Origin of the sequence: Pseudoalteromonas sp. MMG024 (assembly GCF_021654175.1) — a bacterium.
Lineage (GTDB): Bacteria > Pseudomonadota > Gammaproteobacteria > Enterobacterales > Alteromonadaceae > Pseudoalteromonas.
On record NZ_JAKFZO010000001.1, the window covers coordinates 320,049 to 336,921 of the forward strand.

Consider the following 16,873-nt stretch of genomic DNA (forward strand, 5'->3'; position numbering starts at 1 on the left):
TCCTACATTCTAAATACGCCGAACTTCGATTCTTGCTCTGGTGCATTTTTCGCTGCACTTAAAGCAAGTCCGAGTACGTTTCGTGTTTCAGCAGGGTCGATGATGCCATCATCCCATAATCGTGCACTGGCATAATACGGATGACCTTGTTCTTCATACTGCGCAATAATTGGTTTTTTAAAGGCAGCAACTTCATCGTCGCTCATTGCAAGGCCTTTACGTTTTAAACCGTCTTGTTTTACTTGGGTTAATACGCCAGCGGCTTGTTCACCACCCATTACTGAAATTCGAGCATTTGGCCACATCCACATCATGGTTGGCTCAAATGCGCGGCCACACATGCCGTAGTTACCAGCGCCATACGAACCACCAATCAAAATAGTAAATTTTGGCACATCGGCACAGCTTACAGCTGTTACCATTTTCGCACCGTGTTTTGCGATACCTTCAGCTTCGTATTTTTTACCCACCATAAAGCCAGTAATATTCTGTAAAAACACCAATGGAATATTGCGCTGGGCACAAAGCTGAATAAAGTGCGCGCCTTTTTGCGCTGATTCTGAGAAAAGAATACCGTTGTTGGCAACAATGCCTACAGGCATACCAAAAATCTCAGCAAAGCCAGTAACTAATGTTTCGCCAAAGTATTGTTTAAATTCATCAAACGATGAATCATCCACAACACGGGCAATCACTTCACGAACATCAAATGGTTTTTTAAGATCGGTACCTACAATGCCGTAAATTTCTTTCGCATCATAACGCGGTGCTTTGAAATTTGTTAAAATTGGTGCGGTCGGGCGTGTATGGTTTAAACGCGAAACACATTGGCGTGCAATTGACAGGGCATGCGCATCATTTTCAGCGTAGTGATCGGCAACACCGGATGTTTTACAGTGCACATCTGCGCCGCCAAGTTCTTCGGCGGATACTTCTTCACCGGTTGCTGCTTTTACAAGAGGTGGACCTGCTAAAAAGATGGTGCCTTGCTCTTTTACGATAATACTTTCATCTGCCATTGCTGGCACATAAGCGCCACCTGCGGTACATAAGCCCATTACCACAGCAATTTGCGGAATACCTTTTGCTGACATACGGCTTTGGTTATAGAAAATACGGCCAAAGTGCAGTTTATCTGGGAATACCTCGTCTTGTTCAGGCAAGTTAGCACCGCCTGAATCAACAAGATAAATACACGGTAAATGACAACGTTCTGCAATTTCTTGTGCTCGCAGGTGTTTTTTTACCGTAATAGGGAAGTAGGTACCGCCTTTAACTGTTGCGTCATTTGCGATGATCATACATTCAACGCCTTTAACGCGGCCAATGCCTGCGACTACACCTGCACATGGGATTTGTTCTGGGTACACACCAAAAGCTGCAAATTGTGATACTTCTAAGAACGGTGAACCTTCGTCTAATAAACAATTTATACGGTCACGGACAAATAATTTACCGCGACCGCGATGACGTTCAACTAAGCGCTCGCCACCACCTTGAGTTATTTCTTGCGTTTTAGCTTTTAAGTCATCAACAAGTGCCTGCATTGATTCAGCTTTTGCTAAAAAGTCTGAATCAAGCGGGTTAATATTTGAAGTTAATATGGTCATGGTACTCCCTATTTACTTTCGTTAAATAGTTCACGACCAATCAACATACGGCGAATTTCAGATGTACCCGCACCAATTTCATACAGTTTTGCGTCACGCAGTAATCGGCCTGTGGCATATTCATTGATATAACCGTTACCACCTAGAATTTGGATTGCATCAAGTGCCATTTTGGTAGCAAGCTCTGCAGCATATAAAATTGCGCCAGCAGCATCTTTACGGGTTGTTTCACCACGGTCACAGGCTTTTGCAACGGTATAAACGTATGAACGCGCGGCATTCATTTGCGTATACATATCAGCAATCTTGCCTTGAATTAGCTGGAAGTTGCCAATTTCAGTATTAAACTGTTTACGTTCATGAATATAAGGTACAACAATGTCCATGCAGGCTTGCATAATGCCAAGCGGACCACCGGCTAAAACAACACGTTCGTAATCAAGGCCGCTCATCAGTACTTTTACACCTTGGTTTAATTCGCCAAGAATGTTTTCTTCTGGTACTTCACAATCTTCGAACACTAATTCACAAGTGTTTGAGCCGCGCATACCTAATTTATCGAGTTTTTGTGCTTGGCTAAAACCTGGGTACGATTTTTCTACGATGAAGGCTGTTATGCCTTTAGGACCCGCTTCTAAATCTGTTTTTGCGTAAATAACAAAGGTATCTGCATCTGGACCATTAGTGATCCACATTTTATTACCGTTAAGAATGAATTTATCGCCACGCTTTTCGGCTTTTAAACGCATTGAAACAACGTCTGAACCTGAATTTGGTTCACTCATGGCAAGCGCACCAATGTGTTCACCTGAAATAAGTTTTGGCAAATATTTTTCTTTTTGTGCTTGGTTACCGTTACGGGCAATTTGGTTTACACATAAATTTGAATGTGCACCGTAGCTTAAACCAATAGACGCACTAGCACGGCTGATTTCTTCCATTGCAATTACATGTTCAAGGTAACCTAAGTTTGAACCGCCAAACTCTTCATCAACGGTTAAGCCCAATAAACCCATTTCACCAAACTTTGGCCAAAGTTCGTTTGGAAACATATTGTCGATATCAGTTTTTTCTGCGAGTGGGGCAATTTCGTTGGTTGCAAAACTATTTACGTGGTCACGGATCATGTCGGCTGTTTCACCAAGACCAAAATTTAATTCTTTATAAAGAGAAACGGTGCTCATTGTGTGTATCCTATTGATGTATTGTTGTCATAAGGTGTGATTATTATTTTAAGCGTCGTCTAGGTTTTTAAGTGTGTCACGACAGCGACGTTCAGCGGTAACGAGTTCCATTAAAACAACTTTAATGTCATCCATTTGCTGCTCAAGATGCGCTTTTTTATCAGAGATTAGCTCAAGCATAATTTTAAGTTGAGTTGCACTTGATTTGTCGGCATCATATAGCTCGAACAAGCGGCCTGTTTCAGCTAGCGTAAATCCTAGGCGTTTACCTCGTAAGATCAGTTTTAAACGCACTTTATCGCGTTTACTATAGATACGTGTTTGCCCTTGACGGCGGGGCGTTACCAAACCTTGGTCTTCATAAAAACGAATGCTTCTAGTTGTTATGTCAAATTCTTTTGCAAGTTCGCTAATACTAAAGGTCTGTTCTGTATTTTCTGTACTCATCTAAACTACACCTCATTAATTTGGTAATTAACTATAAGTGAAGTTTACGTAAAGGTAAAGCTGTGAGCTTGTGTAAGGTGTTTATGTTAGCCAATTAGTCTTAGATTAGCAGGGTAGACACTTCACTACTTTCAAAGCACACCAGCCTTAGCGGACTAATTTCATTACACAATTACCCTTCATTGTCATTATTTCTTAACACTATAAAAGGTATGACATCTAGATTTACGTTTGCGTAAACGTAATTTTTATGTATGCTGAAAACATATAAATTTTGGAGATAACAAATGTCTGTTGAAAATTCTCAAATCGATCCGGTAGTAATTGTGAGTGCAAAACGCACTGCAATGGGCGGTTTTATGGGTGCTTTATCATCGGTAAATGCAACTGATTTAGGTGCTACAGCAATTAAAAGTAGTATTGAAAGCTGCGATTTAAACGCTGATATGATTGACGAAGTAATTATGGGCTGCGTACTGCCAGCTGGTCTTGGCCAAGCACCTGCACGTCAAGCAATGATAAAAGCAGGGCTTAATTTAGCAACAGGCGCAACAACGATTAATAAAGTATGTGGTTCAGGCTTAAAAGCAGCGATGTTAGCCCATGACTTAATTAAAGCAGACAGTATTAACGTTGCGGTTGCAGGCGGTATGGAAAGCATGAGTAACGCACCTTACTTCTTACCAAAAGCACGTGGCGGTTTCCGTATGGGCCATGGTGAAATTAAAGATCATATGATGGCCGATGGTTTAGAAGATGCATACGACAATAAAGCAATGGGCTGCTTTGCCCAAGAAACAGCTGATAAGTATGGCTTAACCCGTGACGATATGGATGCGTTTGCCATTTCATCTCTTTCTAAAGCCAGCGCTGCAATTGAAAGTGGTGCATTTGAAGCTGAAATTGCGCCACATACCTATGCGAGTCGTAAAGGTGATGTGACAGTAGCAATTGATGAGCAGCCAGGTAATGCGCGTCCTGAGAAAATACCTTCACTACGTGCTGCATTCGCAAAAGATGGCACCATTACAGCGGCAAACTCATCGTCAATTTCTGACGGTGCAGCGTCACTTGTTTTAATGAAAGCGTCTAAAGCAGCAGAACTTGGTTTATCACCACTTTGTGAAATTAAAGCCCATGCGACAAATTCACATATTCCTGCTGAATTTACGACAGCACCAATTGGTGCGATGGAAAAAGTGTTAGAAAAAGCGAGCTGGTCGAAAGAAGACGTTGATCTTTGGGAAATTAACGAAGCATTTGCCATGGTGACGATGCTTGCGATTAACGAAATGCAACTTGATAACAATAAAGTAAACGTGAATGGCGGTGCATGTGCACTTGGGCACCCAATCGGTGCCAGTGGCGCGCGTATTTTAGTAACGCTTATTCATGCACTAAAAAACCGTGGCCTAAATAAAGGCGTTGCATCACTGTGTATTGGTGGTGGTGAAGCGGTCGCAATGGCAATTGAAGTAAAATAATTAAAAATTAAAGGCGCGTTAATGCGCCTTTTTTATTTGGGGAGAAGAATAATGGTAAAGGTTCCTTTATATATTAATGGCGAAATGCGCCAATCGGAATCAAATGACTGGTTAGATGTTGTAAATCCAGCTAACCAAGAGGTGCTGGCACACGTGCCATTAGCAACAGACAGTGAAATTGATGAAGCCATTGCGTCTGCGAAAGAAACGTTTAAAACGTGGAAAAACGTACCGGTAACAGAACGTGCACGCATTATGATGCGCTACGCTGCGCTTTTAAAAGAACACCATGACGAATTAGCAACAATTATTTGTCACGAATTAGGCAAAACCTTTGAAGATGCTAAAGGCGATGTGTGGCGTGGTATTGAAGTTGTTGAACAAGCAGCTAATGCGCCTGCATTAATGATGGGTGAAACCGTTGAAAACGTAGCGCGTAATATCGATACCTATTCGTATATGCAGCCACTTGGTGTGTGTGCTGGTATTACTCCGTTTAACTTTCCTGCAATGATCCCACTTTGGATGTTCCCAATGGCGATTGTTTGCGGTAATACCTTCATTTTAAAACCGTCTGAGCAAGATCCACTTACGCCAATGCGTTTAGTTGAACTGTTTGAAGAAGCTGGCGCACCTAAAGGTGTTCTTCAAGTAGTTCACGGCACAAAACACCAAGTTGACCGTATTTTAGACGAGCCAAGTGTACGTGCAATTTCATTTGTTGGTTCATGTGGTGTTGGTGAGTACATCTATTCACGTGGTACAGCGAATCTTAAGCGTGTTCAAGCCTGTGTTGGTGCTAAAAACCACATGGTAATTATGCCTGATGCGAAAAAAGAGCGTGCCATTTCAAACCTTGTTGGTGCATCCGTTGGTGCTGCTGGTCAACGCTGTATGGGGATTTCAGTTGCTGTATTTGTTGGTCAATCAAAAGAATGGATTAACGAATTAAAAGAAGAATTTACTAAAGTACGCCCGGGCGTTTGGAACGACCCAGAAGCTGCCTATGGCCCACAAACATCGCCACAAGCAAAAGCACGTATTTTATCAATTATTGAAAGTGGTAAAGCGCAAGGTGCAACGTGCTTAATTGATGGCTCTGACTTTGTTGTCGAAGGTTATGACAAAGGTAACTGGGTAGGCCCAACGCTATTTACTGATGTAACGCGCGAAATGGACTTATACAAAGAAGAAATTTTCGGTCCTGTGCTTGCGTGTATTTGCGTAGATACATTAGAAGAGGCAATCCAAATCATCAACGAAAGTCCTTACGGTAATGGTACGTCTTTATTTACTGCTTGCGGTGCTGCAGCGCGTAAATTCCAGCATGACATTGAAGTAGGGCAAGTGGGTATTAATGTGCCTATTCCGGTACCTCTTCCTTTCTTCTCATTTACAGGTTGGAAAGGATCATTCTACGGCGACCAACACACTTATGGTAAACAAGGTGTTCGTTTTTACACTGAGACTAAAACAATTACTGCACGCTGGTTTGAAGATGATATCGCAACCGGTCCAAATATGAGTATCAACCTACGATAAGGCATTTGCCTTATCTGCCGTTCAAAGGGGTGACTATGAATTTTAATCTAACTGAAGATCAACAAGCGTTTGCAGAAACCGCTAAACAGTTTGCTATGAGTGAATTATTGCCAAATGCGGGCAAGTGGGATCAAGAACATATTTTTCCAAAAGACGTAATCCAAAAAGCGGGTGAACTAGGTTTCTGTGGTTTATATACGCCAGAAGAAGCTGGCGGTCTTGGTTTATCGCGTCTTGATTCGAGCATTATCTTCGAGCAGTTGGCAATGGGCTGCACGGCAACGACTGCCATGTTAACCATTCACAATATGGCTACCTGGATGATTGCAAGTTTTGGTACTGATGACGTTAAAGCGCAGTATTGTGATGAACTTGTGATGGGTCAATTGTTAGCATCGTACTGTTTAACTGAGCCAGGTTCCGGTTCTGATGCTGCATCTCTTAAAACCAAAGCGGTTTTAGAAGGGGATGAGTATGTGATTTCTGGTTCAAAAATGTTTATTTCAGGCGCTGGAGAAACCGATTTATTAGTGGTTATGGCGCGCACTGGTGAGGATGGTCCGAAAGGTATTTCGGCGTTTGTTGTTGATGCAAATGCTGAGGGCATTGAATACGGCAAAGCAGAAGAAAAAATGGGCTGGAATGCGCAACCTACACGTCTTATTTCGTTTGATGGTGTGCGTATTCCAAAACAAAACCTATTAGGTCAAGAAGGCGAAGGGTTTAAATTTGCCATGATGGGCTTAGATGGCGGCCGTATTAATATCGCGACCTGTTCAATTGGTACTGCGCAGCAAGCACTTAATACAGCAAAAGATTATATGCGTGAGCGTAAGCAATTTGGCAAACCATTAGCAGCGTTCCAAGCATTGCAATTTAAACTAGCTGATATGAACACAGAACTTGTAGCTGCTCGTCAAATGGTACGCCTTGCTGCATTTAAATTGGATGAAAAAGATCCTGAGCGCACTACCTATTGCGCAATGGCAAAACGCTATGCAACCGATGTTGGTTTTAAAGTATGTGACGATGCACTGCAACTTCACGGTGGCTATGGTTACATCAAAGAATACCCATTAGAGCGTCACTTCCGTGATGTGCGTGTACACCAAATTTTAGAAGGCACAAATGAAATTATGCGCCTTATTATTGGTCGTCGAATTTTAGCTGAAGGTACACAAGAAATTCTGTAAGGAGAGCATAATGAGCGCACAAATCAAATTATCGATTGAAGGGCATATTGCAGTTGTTACTATGTCTAATCCACCGGCAAATACGTGGACAAAAGAAACACTTACACAACTGCGTGATATGGTAGCTGATCTGAATAACAATAAAGATGTGTATTCGCTTGTGATCACAGGGGAAGGTGAAAAATTCTTCTCAGCTGGCGCTGACCTAAACCTATTTGCAAGTGGCGACAAAGGCGTTGCCGCTGAAATGTCGATTATTTTTGGCCAGGCGTTTGAAGCGTTAAGTAACTTCCGTGGTGTGTCAATTGCTGCAATTAATGGTTACGCCATGGGCGGCGGTTTAGAAGTTGCACTTGCATGTGATTTACGTATTACTGAAGAACAAGCGCAAATGGCATTGCCTGAAGCAAAAGTGGGTTTATTACCTTGTGCTGGCGGTACGCAAAACCTTGCATGGCTGGTAGGTGAAGGCTGGGCGAAACGCATGATTTTATGTGGTGAGCGATTAACTGCCGAAAAAGCCCATAATATTGGACTTGTGGAAGAGGTTGTTGGCAAAGGTGAAGCATTTGACAAAGCAATGACTCTTGCAAAACAAGTTGAAGAACAAAGCCCAACTTCGGTTGCTGCGTGTAAATCACTGATCCAACATAGCCGCTCGGGCACTATGACTTCTGCGTTACCACTTGAGCGCGAACTTTTCATCAACCTATTTGATACGCAAGATCAAAAAGAAGGCGTGAATGCCTTTTTAGAAAAACGCAAAGCAAACTGGGTGAACGGCTAATGGCTGTTGTTACGTTTGAAACAAAAAATACCGATAACGGCTTTGTTATCGGTATCGCAACCTTAAACGTTGAAAAGGCACTGAATGCGCTTAATCTTGAAATGATTGAGCTGCTTTATAACCAGTTACTTGATTGGCAAAGTGATGAACACGTTAGCATGGTGCTGTTACAAGGTGCGGGCGATAAAGCGTTTTGCGCCGGTGGTGATGTAGTTAGCTTGTACAATGCAATGCATACCGGTGAGCCAAGCGATTATATCGAGACGTTTTTCAGCAAAGAGTATCGTTTAGATTACCTTATCCATAATTATGCAAAACCACTATGTGTGTGGGGTAACGGCATTATTATGGGTGGCGGCCTTGGTTTAATGGCTGGTGCATCTCACCGTGTGTTAACTGAATCATCGCGTATCGCGATGCCTGAAATTACCATTGGTTTATACCCAGACGTCGGTGGCAGCTATTTTCTAAATAAAATGCCAACGCAAGTAGGCTTATTTTTAGGATTAACCGGTGCATCGGTGAACGCCTTAGATGCGCTTTATATTGGTTTAGGCGATACGGTAATTGAGCATCAGTTTAAAAGTGAGTTAATCGATTCACTTATAAGTACAAAGTGGTCAACCAATGCTGATGAAAACCATCAAGCGTTAAGTCATTTATTAACAACGTTTAATGCAAAAAGTGATATAGACCTGGCACCCAATGTGGAATCGCACAACGCAGTATTTGCTGCAATGGCAGAAGTAGACGAACTTACCGATAAAGTAGATGCAATATTATCGTTTGAAACAGACGATAAATGGCTCACGCGTGCGCAAAAAGGCCTTTCGCATGGTAGCCCTTTGAGTGCCCATTTAGTATATCAGCAGCTTAAGCGTGCAAATGGCTTATCACTCAAAGCCTGCTTTCAAATGGAGCTTGGTATGAGCGTACGCTGTGGTCAGCTTGGTGAATTTAAAGAAGGTGTGCGCGCATTATTGATTGATAAAGACAATGCGCCTCAATGGCAATTTGACGCCATCAGCAATGTAGATAGCGATGTGATTGAATCATTCTTTAATGTTGAATGGCCAAACGGGCATCCACTAACGGATTTATAGGAATAATCATGGCAAATATTGGATTTATTGGTTTAGGTAATATGGGCGGCCCAATGGCTGCAAATCTTGTAAAAGCAGGTCATGCAGTTACGGTATTTGACTTAAATGAATCTGCTGTGTCTGAACTGGTTGAAAAAGGTGCTAATAGCGCTACAACAGCCTTAGCATGCGTGGAAGAGAAAGATTTTGTCATTACCATGCTACCTGCTGGCAAGCATGTTAAATCTATTTATTTAGATGAAAACGGTGTTGGCGCAGCGCTTACAAATAATACGCAAGTAATTGATTGCAGCACAATTGATGCCGATACGGCAAAATTTGTTGCAAGCGAGCTTGCCAAACGCGGCGTTAGTTTTGTAGATGCACCTGTTTCTGGTGGCGTAGCGGGCGCGACGAATGGCACATTAACCTTTATTGTTGGCGGCAGTGTTACTGAATTTGAAAATGCTAAAACCGTATTAGCTGATATGGGTAAAAACATTTTTCATGCGGGCGACCATGGTGCAGGTCAGGTAGCTAAAATCTGTAATAACATGCTACTTGCAATTTTAATGGCCGGAACCAGCGAAGCACTTCAAATGGGTATCGATAACGGCCTTGATCCTAAGGTTTTATCAGACATTATGCTGCAAAGTTCTGGCCGTAACTGGACGTTAGAATTATATAACCCATGTCCGAATGTGCTTGAAAATGTGCCTAGTTCAAATGACTATAAAGGTGGCTTTATGGTTGATTTAATGGCAAAAGATCTTGGCCTTGCGATGGATACAGCAAACAGCAGTCAATCAAATGTACCACTTGGCCGTTTATCGCAAAGCTTATATCAGTTAATGCAAAATCAAGAGATGGGTAATCTCGATTTCTCTTCAATCTTTAAGTTGTTTAATAAGGATTCATAATATGCAAGTAAATGGTAAAACCATTGTTATTACCGGAGGTGCGCAAGGTTTAGGGCTTGCGATGGCAAAACATTTTGCAGATAAAGGCGCAAGCATTGCCCTTATTGATATGCAAGAAGAGATGCTTGCAAATGCGAAATCTGAATTAGGCACCACAACGGGCGTTATTCGCACTTATGTATGTAATGTTACGCAAGAACAAGAAGTTGAAGACACCTTTAACCAAATTAATAGCGACTTTGGTCAGATTGATGGCTTAGTAAATAACGCAGGTATTTTACGTGACGGTTTATTTTTAAAAGTCAAAGAAGGTAAAGTGGCAAAAAAAATGTCACTAGAGCAGTTCCAATCGGTTATTGATGTTAATCTAACGGGTGTATTTCTGTGTGGCCGTGAAGCGGCAAACCATATGGTTAATAACGGTAATAAAGGCGTTATTATTAATATGTCGAGTGTTGCCCGAGCAGGCAATATGGGACAAACCAATTACGCAGCATCAAAAGCGGGGGTTGTAGCAATGACGACCACTTGGGCACGTGAATTAGGTCGTTATGGTATTCGTGTCGCTGCGATTGCACCAGGTGTTATTCGCACTGCTATGACAGATGCAATGAAACCTGAAGCGAAAGAGCGTTTACTTAAAATGAAACCTGTTGGTCGTTTAGGTGAAGCAGACGAAATCGCACATACAGCAAACTTTATTTTTGAAAATGACTTTGTGACAGGGCGTGTAATGGAAATTGATGGTGGCATCACTTTCTAACCATTATAGTGCGTTTAAATTTAAAAACGAGTGGTCTTTCACTCGTTTTTTTCTTTATAATCAATAAAAACACAGTTTATTTCCTTTCATGTCTAAAGCCATTCGTAATTTTTATATCAATGAAGAGCAATCTATTTATTTGCTTTCGCACATTGATGCTAAAAAACATAAGCAATGGCTGAAAATTTGTGAAAAGCAGCTCGAAAAACTTGGCTACCATGACGTTAAAGTGATTGGCTCAGGCGCGTTTGGTTTTGTTTTTGTTGGCACCAATACCCAAGGTAAAGAATGCGTATTTAAGTTTTCACGTATTACACTTGCACAAAGTGTACGTGATCGCCTAGAAGATGAAGGCTATATGCTTTCTCAGGTAAAAAATCTCATGGTGCCCGAATTTTATGCCTTTGAGCGTATAAAAAAGCAGGGCATTTTAATGATGGCTTACGCTAAAGGCGATAACCTAGAACAAGTAAGCTTAAGGCTCGGCCGTGTTTCTGTGCCTTTTTTGGTAAACCTAGGTCTTGAACTTCGCAATATATTGCTGGCCCTTCGTAATCATAAAACGGGATTTACTGAGCAACCTATAGTGCATGGTGATATTAAACCTTCTAATATTGTGTGGGATGAAAACACAAACCAGTTTTCGCTAGTTGATTGGGGCTCAAGTGTGTTTGCCCAAGAAGACGGTTTTGGTAATCCAGTTGCCGCTAACATGATGGATTTAATGGGCCATGATGCCAATTATTCTAATGCACGCATGGGTGATGTTTATTTTATTGGTGATGAGCAGATGTCGGGCGCTAAATCCTCGCCGCGTTTTGACGAGCAGGGCGTTGCATCCACGCTTTATGCGTTAGCGTCTGCGCAATCATGTCGGTTTGGTAATCTTGTGCTGCCAGCGAAAAGCTTAGGCTTGCCGATTGAGTTTGCCAAAATAATAGATGGCATGCTAAGTAAAGATAAAACAACTCGTGATTTATCTGGCGATTATTTTATTAAAAATATGCCGAAAATTGCCAAAAGCTATTTGCCTGACTTACCACTTCATAAAGACAAAGCACTTATTCCATTTTGGCATCACCCATTTGACGATAAGCCTGATACCGTAGTGTACAGCTCTCGAAAACAATTTTTACGCCAAGCCGACCATGAAAAACAACTCGCTAAGGTTGAAGATGCGCAGTTAGATCGCTACTACAAAGAGTTTTTAGTCGATATGGGCGATACTGAAAAAGCGTTTTTAGCGTCTATTTCACGCTTAGCTAAATATCCAGTCGTAGGCGGCTTAAGTTATCAATGGCGTGAAGATAATTTGTATGTTGAATCTAATTTAGTGCTGCACGATGAGTCATATCGCACGGCCTTTACTCAAGCGGTAAACAATACCATTCGTATTGCCCAAGGCATTAAGCAAAAAGGGTTATTTAAGTGTTGTTTATTCGATGCAAGGCAAACTATTCAGCTTGAGCGCGACCAAGAAGGTGCACTTATTTTCGATGAGATGCCAACCTTGCATTATTCGGTCTCTGAAATGCCTGATAGCGAAATAGTAAGGCCACACAGTTACTTTGAAGATGGTAAAGATCCAGACGAGCAACTAACGTTACCCAATGAAATTTTAAAAGCAGTATTTGGCTTAAACCAAATTCACCATACAGGTTGTATTATTATTGAATCCTTGCCTGAACGTATCAAAGTGCATTATTACTATCGCTTGTTAGAACCTAACAAAAAAGGTCTATTCGAAAATCTGCTAAACCGCATTATGGCAAACATCGTACGTATCAAAGATCATGGTGTTGCGGGCTTTATGAAGTTGCCGTATAAAAACACTCGTGAGTTTTCTCTTTGTGATCAACACCCTAGCTTTTACTATCCAAAAAACCCAAAACTATTCATTGAAAATCAAATAGATAGGCGTAATTAATAAAGTTCAAAAATTGTTTTGAAAAAAACAAAAATAAAAATATTTATTCGCTTATTGAAACATCATTAAAAAATAATTTTCCTATTTACACAAAACTGCATTGATTTCCCAAATATGCAATTAAATCTTCATACATTTGTCATGTTTATTCTATCTAACATGTTTTCTATGTTTGATCTAACCTTATAAATATGGTCTTCTAGACATGTGGCCTTTGAGCCAGTTCACTTACTCATAATGTAAAAAGGAGCAACTTAAATCTATGTAGAGCACTTCCATTTGTTAGCAACGATTGCTGACAAGGAAATGTTAAACACCGTAACTGTAACGTGAAACCGTTACGAATTTTTTAAGTTATTGGTTAAGGGCCTTTGCCCAACTTCAACATCCAATTAGTTTAATAAGAAGGTGAGGACATTACCTATGAAGAGACAAAAAAGAGATCGTTTAGAAAGAGCACATTCTCAAGGTTACAAAGCGGGCCTAGCAGGTCGTTCCAAAGAAATGTGTCCGTATGACAATATTGACCCAAGATCTCAATGGCTCGGTGGATGGCGAGAAGCGATGGAAGATCGCACAATGTTTAAATCATAGTTTTAGGAGATGACGCCCACATAAAGTGGGCGTTTTTGTATCTGCTCGTTTTAAATTAAAACGCGCTAGTGTCTTGGAAAAGACCTACTTTTAAATCTTTTGCTTCATAGATTACACGGCCATCAACTTCTACCGTACCATCTGCAAGACCCATAAATAATTTACGCTTGATTACACGTTTCATATTTAAACGATACGTCACTTTTTTAGCTGTTGGTAAGATTTGGCCTGTAAATTTAACTTCGCCAACACCTAATGCACGGCCAAGACCAGGACCACCAGACCAACCTAAGAAAAAGCCCACTAACTGCCACATAGCGTCTAGACCTAAACAACCTGGCATTACTGGGTCACCTTTAAAGTGACAGTCGAAAAACCACAGGCTAGGGTCGATATCAAGCTCAGCAATGATTTCGCCTTTACCGTATTCACCGCCTTCATCGGCGATTTTAATGATGCGGTCCATCATTAGCATATTATCTGAAGGAAGGCGGCAATTGCCTTCACCAAACATTTCACCGCGACCACATGCTTCTAATTCGGCTTTGCTATAACTGTTTTTCTGTTCCATAACTTCTTTCTTCTTAAATTTTTCAGGCTACTTTAGCTTACACTTGTACGCCAAACAACTCCGAACAGTTGAATTACAACAATTTGCTACTAATAGCCACGTTATCCCTTTATAATTACAGCATTGTTAAAAAGCGCAGCTTATCTATGATTTTATTTGTAAAAGACCTAACCGTTATTGATTTTTCTTACCTTTGTAAAGAACGTGGTCCATTGGGTGAAAGTTGGATCGTCGACCTTGAAATGCATGGCGATTTAAACGACGAATCAATGGTGCTTGATTTTTCACTGGTTAAAAAACAAGTGAAACGCATTATAGATGATGTGATTGACCATAAATTAGCGATTGCAACACAAGGCGATGCGGTTATTTCTGAAGCCGGTGAACAAACCAATGTTAGTTTTAGCTTTGGCGAGCATCAGCTTGCAGTCAGTTCGCCTCATCAAGCGTTTTGTTTGATTGATACAGATAAAATTAACGAAACCAGTGTTAAAGGCTTTTTAGAACAAACAATACTGCCGCAACTACCTAGTAACGTAAGTAAAATCGTACTTAAGTTAAGACCAGAACACACCAACGGTTTTTATTATCATTACAGTCATGGTTTGAAAAAACACGATGGAAATTGTCAGCGTATTATTCACGGTCATCGCAGCACCATTGAAATTGAAGAAAATGGCATGCGCAGCCCAAGACTTAACAAACTTTGGTGTCAAAAATGGCAAGATATTTACCTTGTAAGTGCAGAAGATCGTATCAACGCAGACGAACTTAAGTTTGTAGCACCAATTGAAAATGGTGTTCACTCGGCCTACAACGCATCGCAAGGGTATTTTGAGCTAAGCATTAGTGAAGCGGTTACCGATATTTTACCGGTTGATTCAACCGTTGAGTGTATTGCACAGCATGTTGTGCAAACATTAAAAAATGATAACCCAGAGAATTCTTATCGCGTTGCAGCCTATGAAGGTGTCGGCAAAGGAGCTATTGCATATGCTTAAAAAACTGTTTGCATTAAGTCTTTCTATTATAAGTTCAGCACAAGCATTAGAGCTAAAAGGGCATTTAACCCAAGGTGGCTTAGTAACGGGCCATATAGAAAACGCTAAGCAGGTTAAGCTAAACGATAAGCCGCTTGCGATTACCCCCGGTGGCCACTTTGTTTTTGGTTTTGGCCGCGATGAAACGTTAACACACACACTTTCTTGGCAAATTGCTGATGGCAGCTGGAAAACGCAACCGCTCGTAATAACCAAGCGTGATTACGACATTGATAAAATTACTGGTGTAGAAAAGAAATATGTTTCTCCGCCAAAATCGGTGCTTGCTCGCACTAAAAAAGAAGCTAAAGCCGTTAAAGAAGCACGCAACACCTTTTCTCATCGAGAAGATTTTTTATCGCCGCTTTATCGCCCTGCGATAGGACGTATTTCTGGCGTATATGGTAGTCAGCGTTATTTCAATGGCACCCCTAAACGTCCACACTTTGGGTTAGATATTGCCAACAAAACCGGTACACCTGTTTATGCACCAGTTTCAGGCAAAGTTGTATTTGCCAATAATGACTTATACTACTCAGGTGGTACGCTTATTCTTGACCATGGTTATGGCGTAACCACAACCTACATTCACCTTCATAAACTGCACGTTAAAGAAGGTCAGGAAGTCAAATTAGGCGATAAAATCGCTGAAATAGGCGCAACAGGGCGAGTAACTGGCCCGCATTTAGATTGGCGCTTAAACTGGGGGCAAGTTCGCCTAGATCCCGCACTATTAATGCAAGTTCAGCTTGCGAGTAAACAAAAGTAATCATGACAAATCAAGATATTATTGAACAACGTATTAAAGACTCAGTTACCTCTGTAACTAAAACGGTATTTCCAGGTCGTACGAATCATCATAACACCTTATTTGGTGGTGATGCACTTGCGTGGATGGACGAAGTGGCATTTATTGCTGCAACACGTTTTTGTCGTAAACCTTTAGTAACCATCTCTTCTGATCGCGTTGATTTTAAAGAGGCGATTCCTGCAGGCAGCTTTGCCGAGCTTGTAGCTAAAGTGGTACACGTAGGTAATACCAGTTTGAAAGTAGAGGTAGTTATTTACCTTGAAACTATGCACAAAGACGATAAACACCAAGCCATCTCAGGTAGTTTTACATTTGTTGCTGTCGATGCCGAGCATAAGCCAACACCGGTTGTATGTGACAAAATGATAAATGGTTTCGGATAGAATATAGTAAATTAGCTTTTTATACCTCAGTGTATTATTGTTGTTAGTGTAATTATTCTAATAAATCTAATAACACTGAGGTAATTATGAAAACGATTGAACAATGGTTTTCTTTGTATGGCGAAAGCCATCAAAACCCCACCAACATTAAAATCCACAAAGTCGCAGTGCCGCTTATTTATTTCTCTGTTGTAGCGCTAATTAGTGCAATACCAGGGCTAACGGGACTCGTTATTCTTGGTGTTATCTCGCTGGCCGCATTACTCTTTTATTTTATACTGAGCATTAAACTTGGTTTTGTAATGTCAATTTTTACTGGGCTTTGTATTTACGTTGCGAGCAGTATTTCAATTTATCTGATTGAAATTGCCATTGCGGTATTTGTTGTCGCTTGGATATTTCAGTTTGTGGGGCATAAAGTAGAAGGTAAAAAGCCATCATTTTTTGATGACTTGAGCTTTTTACTCATAGGGCCTGCCTGGGTATTTAATCCGATTTTTAGTTTTGATAAAAAGTATAAGGCCAAATAAGGCCT

17 protein-coding genes are annotated in these 16,873 nt (G+C 41.0%); 13 read left to right on the forward strand and 4 right to left on the reverse strand.

Translation table 11 applies throughout. From position 1 onward, the window contains the following. Nucleotides 1-2: 2 nt before the first annotated feature. The 3 genes from L1068_RS01485 to L1068_RS01495 are packed head-to-tail and all read right to left on the reverse strand — an operon-like array spanning nucleotide 3 to nucleotide 3,241. Complete coding sequence (locus tag L1068_RS01485; RefSeq protein ID WP_237128747.1) at nucleotides 3-1,610, reverse strand: carboxyl transferase domain-containing protein; 1,608 nt, start codon at nucleotides 1,608-1,610, stop codon at nucleotides 3-5. Nucleotides 1,611-1,618: 8 nt separating this feature from the next. Further along, nucleotides 1,619-2,794, reverse strand: coding sequence for an isovaleryl-CoA dehydrogenase (locus tag L1068_RS01490; protein ID WP_237128748.1), 1,176 nt, complete (start codon nucleotides 2,792-2,794; stop codon nucleotides 1,619-1,621). A gap of 48 nt (nucleotides 2,795-2,842) precedes the next feature. Next, nucleotides 2,843-3,241 carry a MerR family DNA-binding transcriptional regulator gene (locus tag L1068_RS01495; RefSeq protein WP_010560114.1) on the reverse strand — a complete coding sequence of 133 codons (399 nt, stop codon included), beginning with the start codon at nucleotides 3,239-3,241 and terminating at the stop codon, nucleotides 2,843-2,845. 287 nt (nucleotides 3,242-3,528) lie between these two features. Between L1068_RS01495 and L1068_RS01500 the strand changes: the two genes are divergently transcribed. The 9 genes from L1068_RS01500 (at nucleotide 3,529) to rmf (ending at nucleotide 13,533) form a co-directional block, all read left to right on the forward strand. Further along, the gene (locus L1068_RS01500) at nucleotides 3,529-4,725 is read left to right on the forward strand and encodes an acetyl-CoA C-acyltransferase (RefSeq protein ID WP_237128749.1); all 1,197 of its coding nucleotides are present in this window, start codon (nucleotides 3,529-3,531) and stop codon (nucleotides 4,723-4,725) included. A 51-nt stretch (nucleotides 4,726-4,776) separates the two neighbouring features. Further along, nucleotides 4,777-6,267, forward strand: a complete 1,491-nt coding sequence (locus tag L1068_RS01505) for a CoA-acylating methylmalonate-semialdehyde dehydrogenase (RefSeq protein WP_237128750.1) — start codon at nucleotides 4,777-4,779, stop codon at nucleotides 6,265-6,267. A gap of 35 nt (nucleotides 6,268-6,302) precedes the next feature. Continuing rightward, nucleotides 6,303-7,460: an acyl-CoA dehydrogenase family protein gene (locus L1068_RS01510; protein WP_237128751.1), complete on the forward strand. Its 1,158-nt coding sequence runs from the start codon at nucleotides 6,303-6,305 to the stop codon at nucleotides 7,458-7,460. 10 nt (nucleotides 7,461-7,470) lie between these two features. Then, the gene (locus tag L1068_RS01515; RefSeq protein ID WP_237128752.1) at nucleotides 7,471-8,247 is read left to right on the forward strand and encodes an enoyl-CoA hydratase; all 777 of its coding nucleotides are present in this window, start codon (nucleotides 7,471-7,473) and stop codon (nucleotides 8,245-8,247) included. Continuing rightward, the gene (locus tag L1068_RS01520) at nucleotides 8,247-9,350 is read left to right on the forward strand and encodes an enoyl-CoA hydratase/isomerase family protein (protein WP_237128753.1); all 1,104 of its coding nucleotides are present in this window, start codon (nucleotides 8,247-8,249) and stop codon (nucleotides 9,348-9,350) included. Before L1068_RS01515 ends, L1068_RS01520 begins: the two co-directional genes overlap by 1 nt. Nucleotides 9,351-9,352: 2 nt before the next feature. Further along, entirely contained in the window at nucleotides 9,353-10,249 is an 897-nt protein-coding gene (mmsB, locus tag L1068_RS01525; protein WP_237128803.1) for a 3-hydroxyisobutyrate dehydrogenase, read from the forward strand. Between the two features lies 1 nt (nucleotide 10,250). Continuing rightward, nucleotides 10,251-11,012 (forward strand): SDR family oxidoreductase, encoded by a 762-nt coding sequence (locus tag L1068_RS01530; protein ID WP_237128754.1) that lies wholly within the window; start codon nucleotides 10,251-10,253, stop codon nucleotides 11,010-11,012. 88 nt (nucleotides 11,013-11,100) lie between these two features. Further along, nucleotides 11,101-12,939 (forward strand): serine/threonine protein kinase, encoded by a 1,839-nt coding sequence (locus L1068_RS01535; RefSeq protein ID WP_237128755.1) that lies wholly within the window; start codon nucleotides 11,101-11,103, stop codon nucleotides 12,937-12,939. Between the two features lie 423 nt (nucleotides 12,940-13,362). Next, nucleotides 13,363-13,533, forward strand: a complete 171-nt coding sequence (gene rmf / locus L1068_RS01540) for a ribosome modulation factor (RefSeq protein ID WP_010560105.1) — start codon at nucleotides 13,363-13,365, stop codon at nucleotides 13,531-13,533. Nucleotides 13,534-13,588: 55 nt separating this feature from the next. Here rmf and fabA read toward each other — a convergent pair whose 3' ends face one another. After that, the gene (gene fabA / locus L1068_RS01545) at nucleotides 13,589-14,104 is read right to left on the reverse strand and encodes a 3-hydroxyacyl-[acyl-carrier-protein] dehydratase FabA (protein WP_010560104.1); all 516 of its coding nucleotides are present in this window, start codon (nucleotides 14,102-14,104) and stop codon (nucleotides 13,589-13,591) included. Nucleotides 14,105-14,250: 146 nt separating this feature from the next. Between fabA and L1068_RS01550 the strand changes: the two genes are divergently transcribed. The 4 genes from L1068_RS01550 (at nucleotide 14,251) to L1068_RS01565 (ending at nucleotide 16,868) form a co-directional block, all read left to right on the forward strand. Next, the gene (locus L1068_RS01550) at nucleotides 14,251-15,105 is read left to right on the forward strand and encodes a 6-carboxytetrahydropterin synthase (RefSeq protein WP_237128756.1); all 855 of its coding nucleotides are present in this window, start codon (nucleotides 14,251-14,253) and stop codon (nucleotides 15,103-15,105) included. Further along, nucleotides 15,098-15,913, forward strand: a complete 816-nt coding sequence (locus tag L1068_RS01555) for a M23 family metallopeptidase (protein WP_237128757.1) — start codon at nucleotides 15,098-15,100, stop codon at nucleotides 15,911-15,913. The genes L1068_RS01550 and L1068_RS01555 overlap by 8 nt, the downstream gene beginning before the upstream one ends. A 2-nt stretch (nucleotides 15,914-15,915) precedes the next feature. Next, complete coding sequence (locus tag L1068_RS01560) at nucleotides 15,916-16,338, forward strand: acyl-CoA thioesterase (protein ID WP_237128758.1); 423 nt, start codon at nucleotides 15,916-15,918, stop codon at nucleotides 16,336-16,338. A gap of 86 nt (nucleotides 16,339-16,424) precedes the next feature. Next, entirely contained in the window at nucleotides 16,425-16,868 is a 444-nt protein-coding gene (locus L1068_RS01565) for an Mpo1-like protein (protein ID WP_237128759.1), read from the forward strand. The last annotated feature ends 5 nt before the right edge of the window (nucleotides 16,869-16,873 follow it).

Excerpts from the sequence above, each read along its gene's own strand:
- L1068_RS01485 (WP_237128747.1), bottom strand. The coding sequence starts at position 1,610 with ATGACCATATTAACTTCAAATATTAACCCGCTTGATTCAGACTTTTTA.
- L1068_RS01490 (WP_237128748.1), bottom strand. The coding sequence starts at position 2,794 with ATGAGCACCGTTTCTCTTTATAAAGAATTAAATTTTGGTCTTGGTGAA.
- L1068_RS01495 (WP_010560114.1), bottom strand. The coding sequence starts at position 3,241 with ATGAGTACAGAAAATACAGAACAGACCTTTAGTATTAGCGAACTTGCA.
- L1068_RS01500 (WP_237128749.1), top strand. The coding sequence starts at position 3,529 with ATGTCTGTTGAAAATTCTCAAATCGATCCGGTAGTAATTGTGAGTGCA.
- L1068_RS01505 (WP_237128750.1), top strand. The coding sequence starts at position 4,777 with ATGGTAAAGGTTCCTTTATATATTAATGGCGAAATGCGCCAATCGGAA.
- L1068_RS01510 (WP_237128751.1), top strand. The coding sequence starts at position 6,303 with ATGAATTTTAATCTAACTGAAGATCAACAAGCGTTTGCAGAAACCGCT.
- L1068_RS01515 (WP_237128752.1), top strand. The coding sequence starts at position 7,471 with ATGAGCGCACAAATCAAATTATCGATTGAAGGGCATATTGCAGTTGTT.
- L1068_RS01520 (WP_237128753.1), top strand. The coding sequence starts at position 8,247 with ATGGCTGTTGTTACGTTTGAAACAAAAAATACCGATAACGGCTTTGTT.
- L1068_RS01530 (WP_237128754.1), top strand. The coding sequence starts at position 10,251 with ATGCAAGTAAATGGTAAAACCATTGTTATTACCGGAGGTGCGCAAGGT.
- L1068_RS01535 (WP_237128755.1), top strand. The coding sequence starts at position 11,101 with ATGTCTAAAGCCATTCGTAATTTTTATATCAATGAAGAGCAATCTATT.
- rmf (WP_010560105.1), top strand. The coding sequence starts at position 13,363 with ATGAAGAGACAAAAAAGAGATCGTTTAGAAAGAGCACATTCTCAAGGT.
- fabA (WP_010560104.1), bottom strand. The coding sequence starts at position 14,104 with ATGGAACAGAAAAACAGTTATAGCAAAGCCGAATTAGAAGCATGTGGT.
- L1068_RS01550 (WP_237128756.1), top strand. The coding sequence starts at position 14,251 with ATGATTTTATTTGTAAAAGACCTAACCGTTATTGATTTTTCTTACCTT.
- L1068_RS01555 (WP_237128757.1), top strand. The coding sequence starts at position 15,098 with ATGCTTAAAAAACTGTTTGCATTAAGTCTTTCTATTATAAGTTCAGCA.
- L1068_RS01560 (WP_237128758.1), top strand. The coding sequence starts at position 15,916 with ATGACAAATCAAGATATTATTGAACAACGTATTAAAGACTCAGTTACC.
- L1068_RS01565 (WP_237128759.1), top strand. The coding sequence starts at position 16,425 with ATGAAAACGATTGAACAATGGTTTTCTTTGTATGGCGAAAGCCATCAA.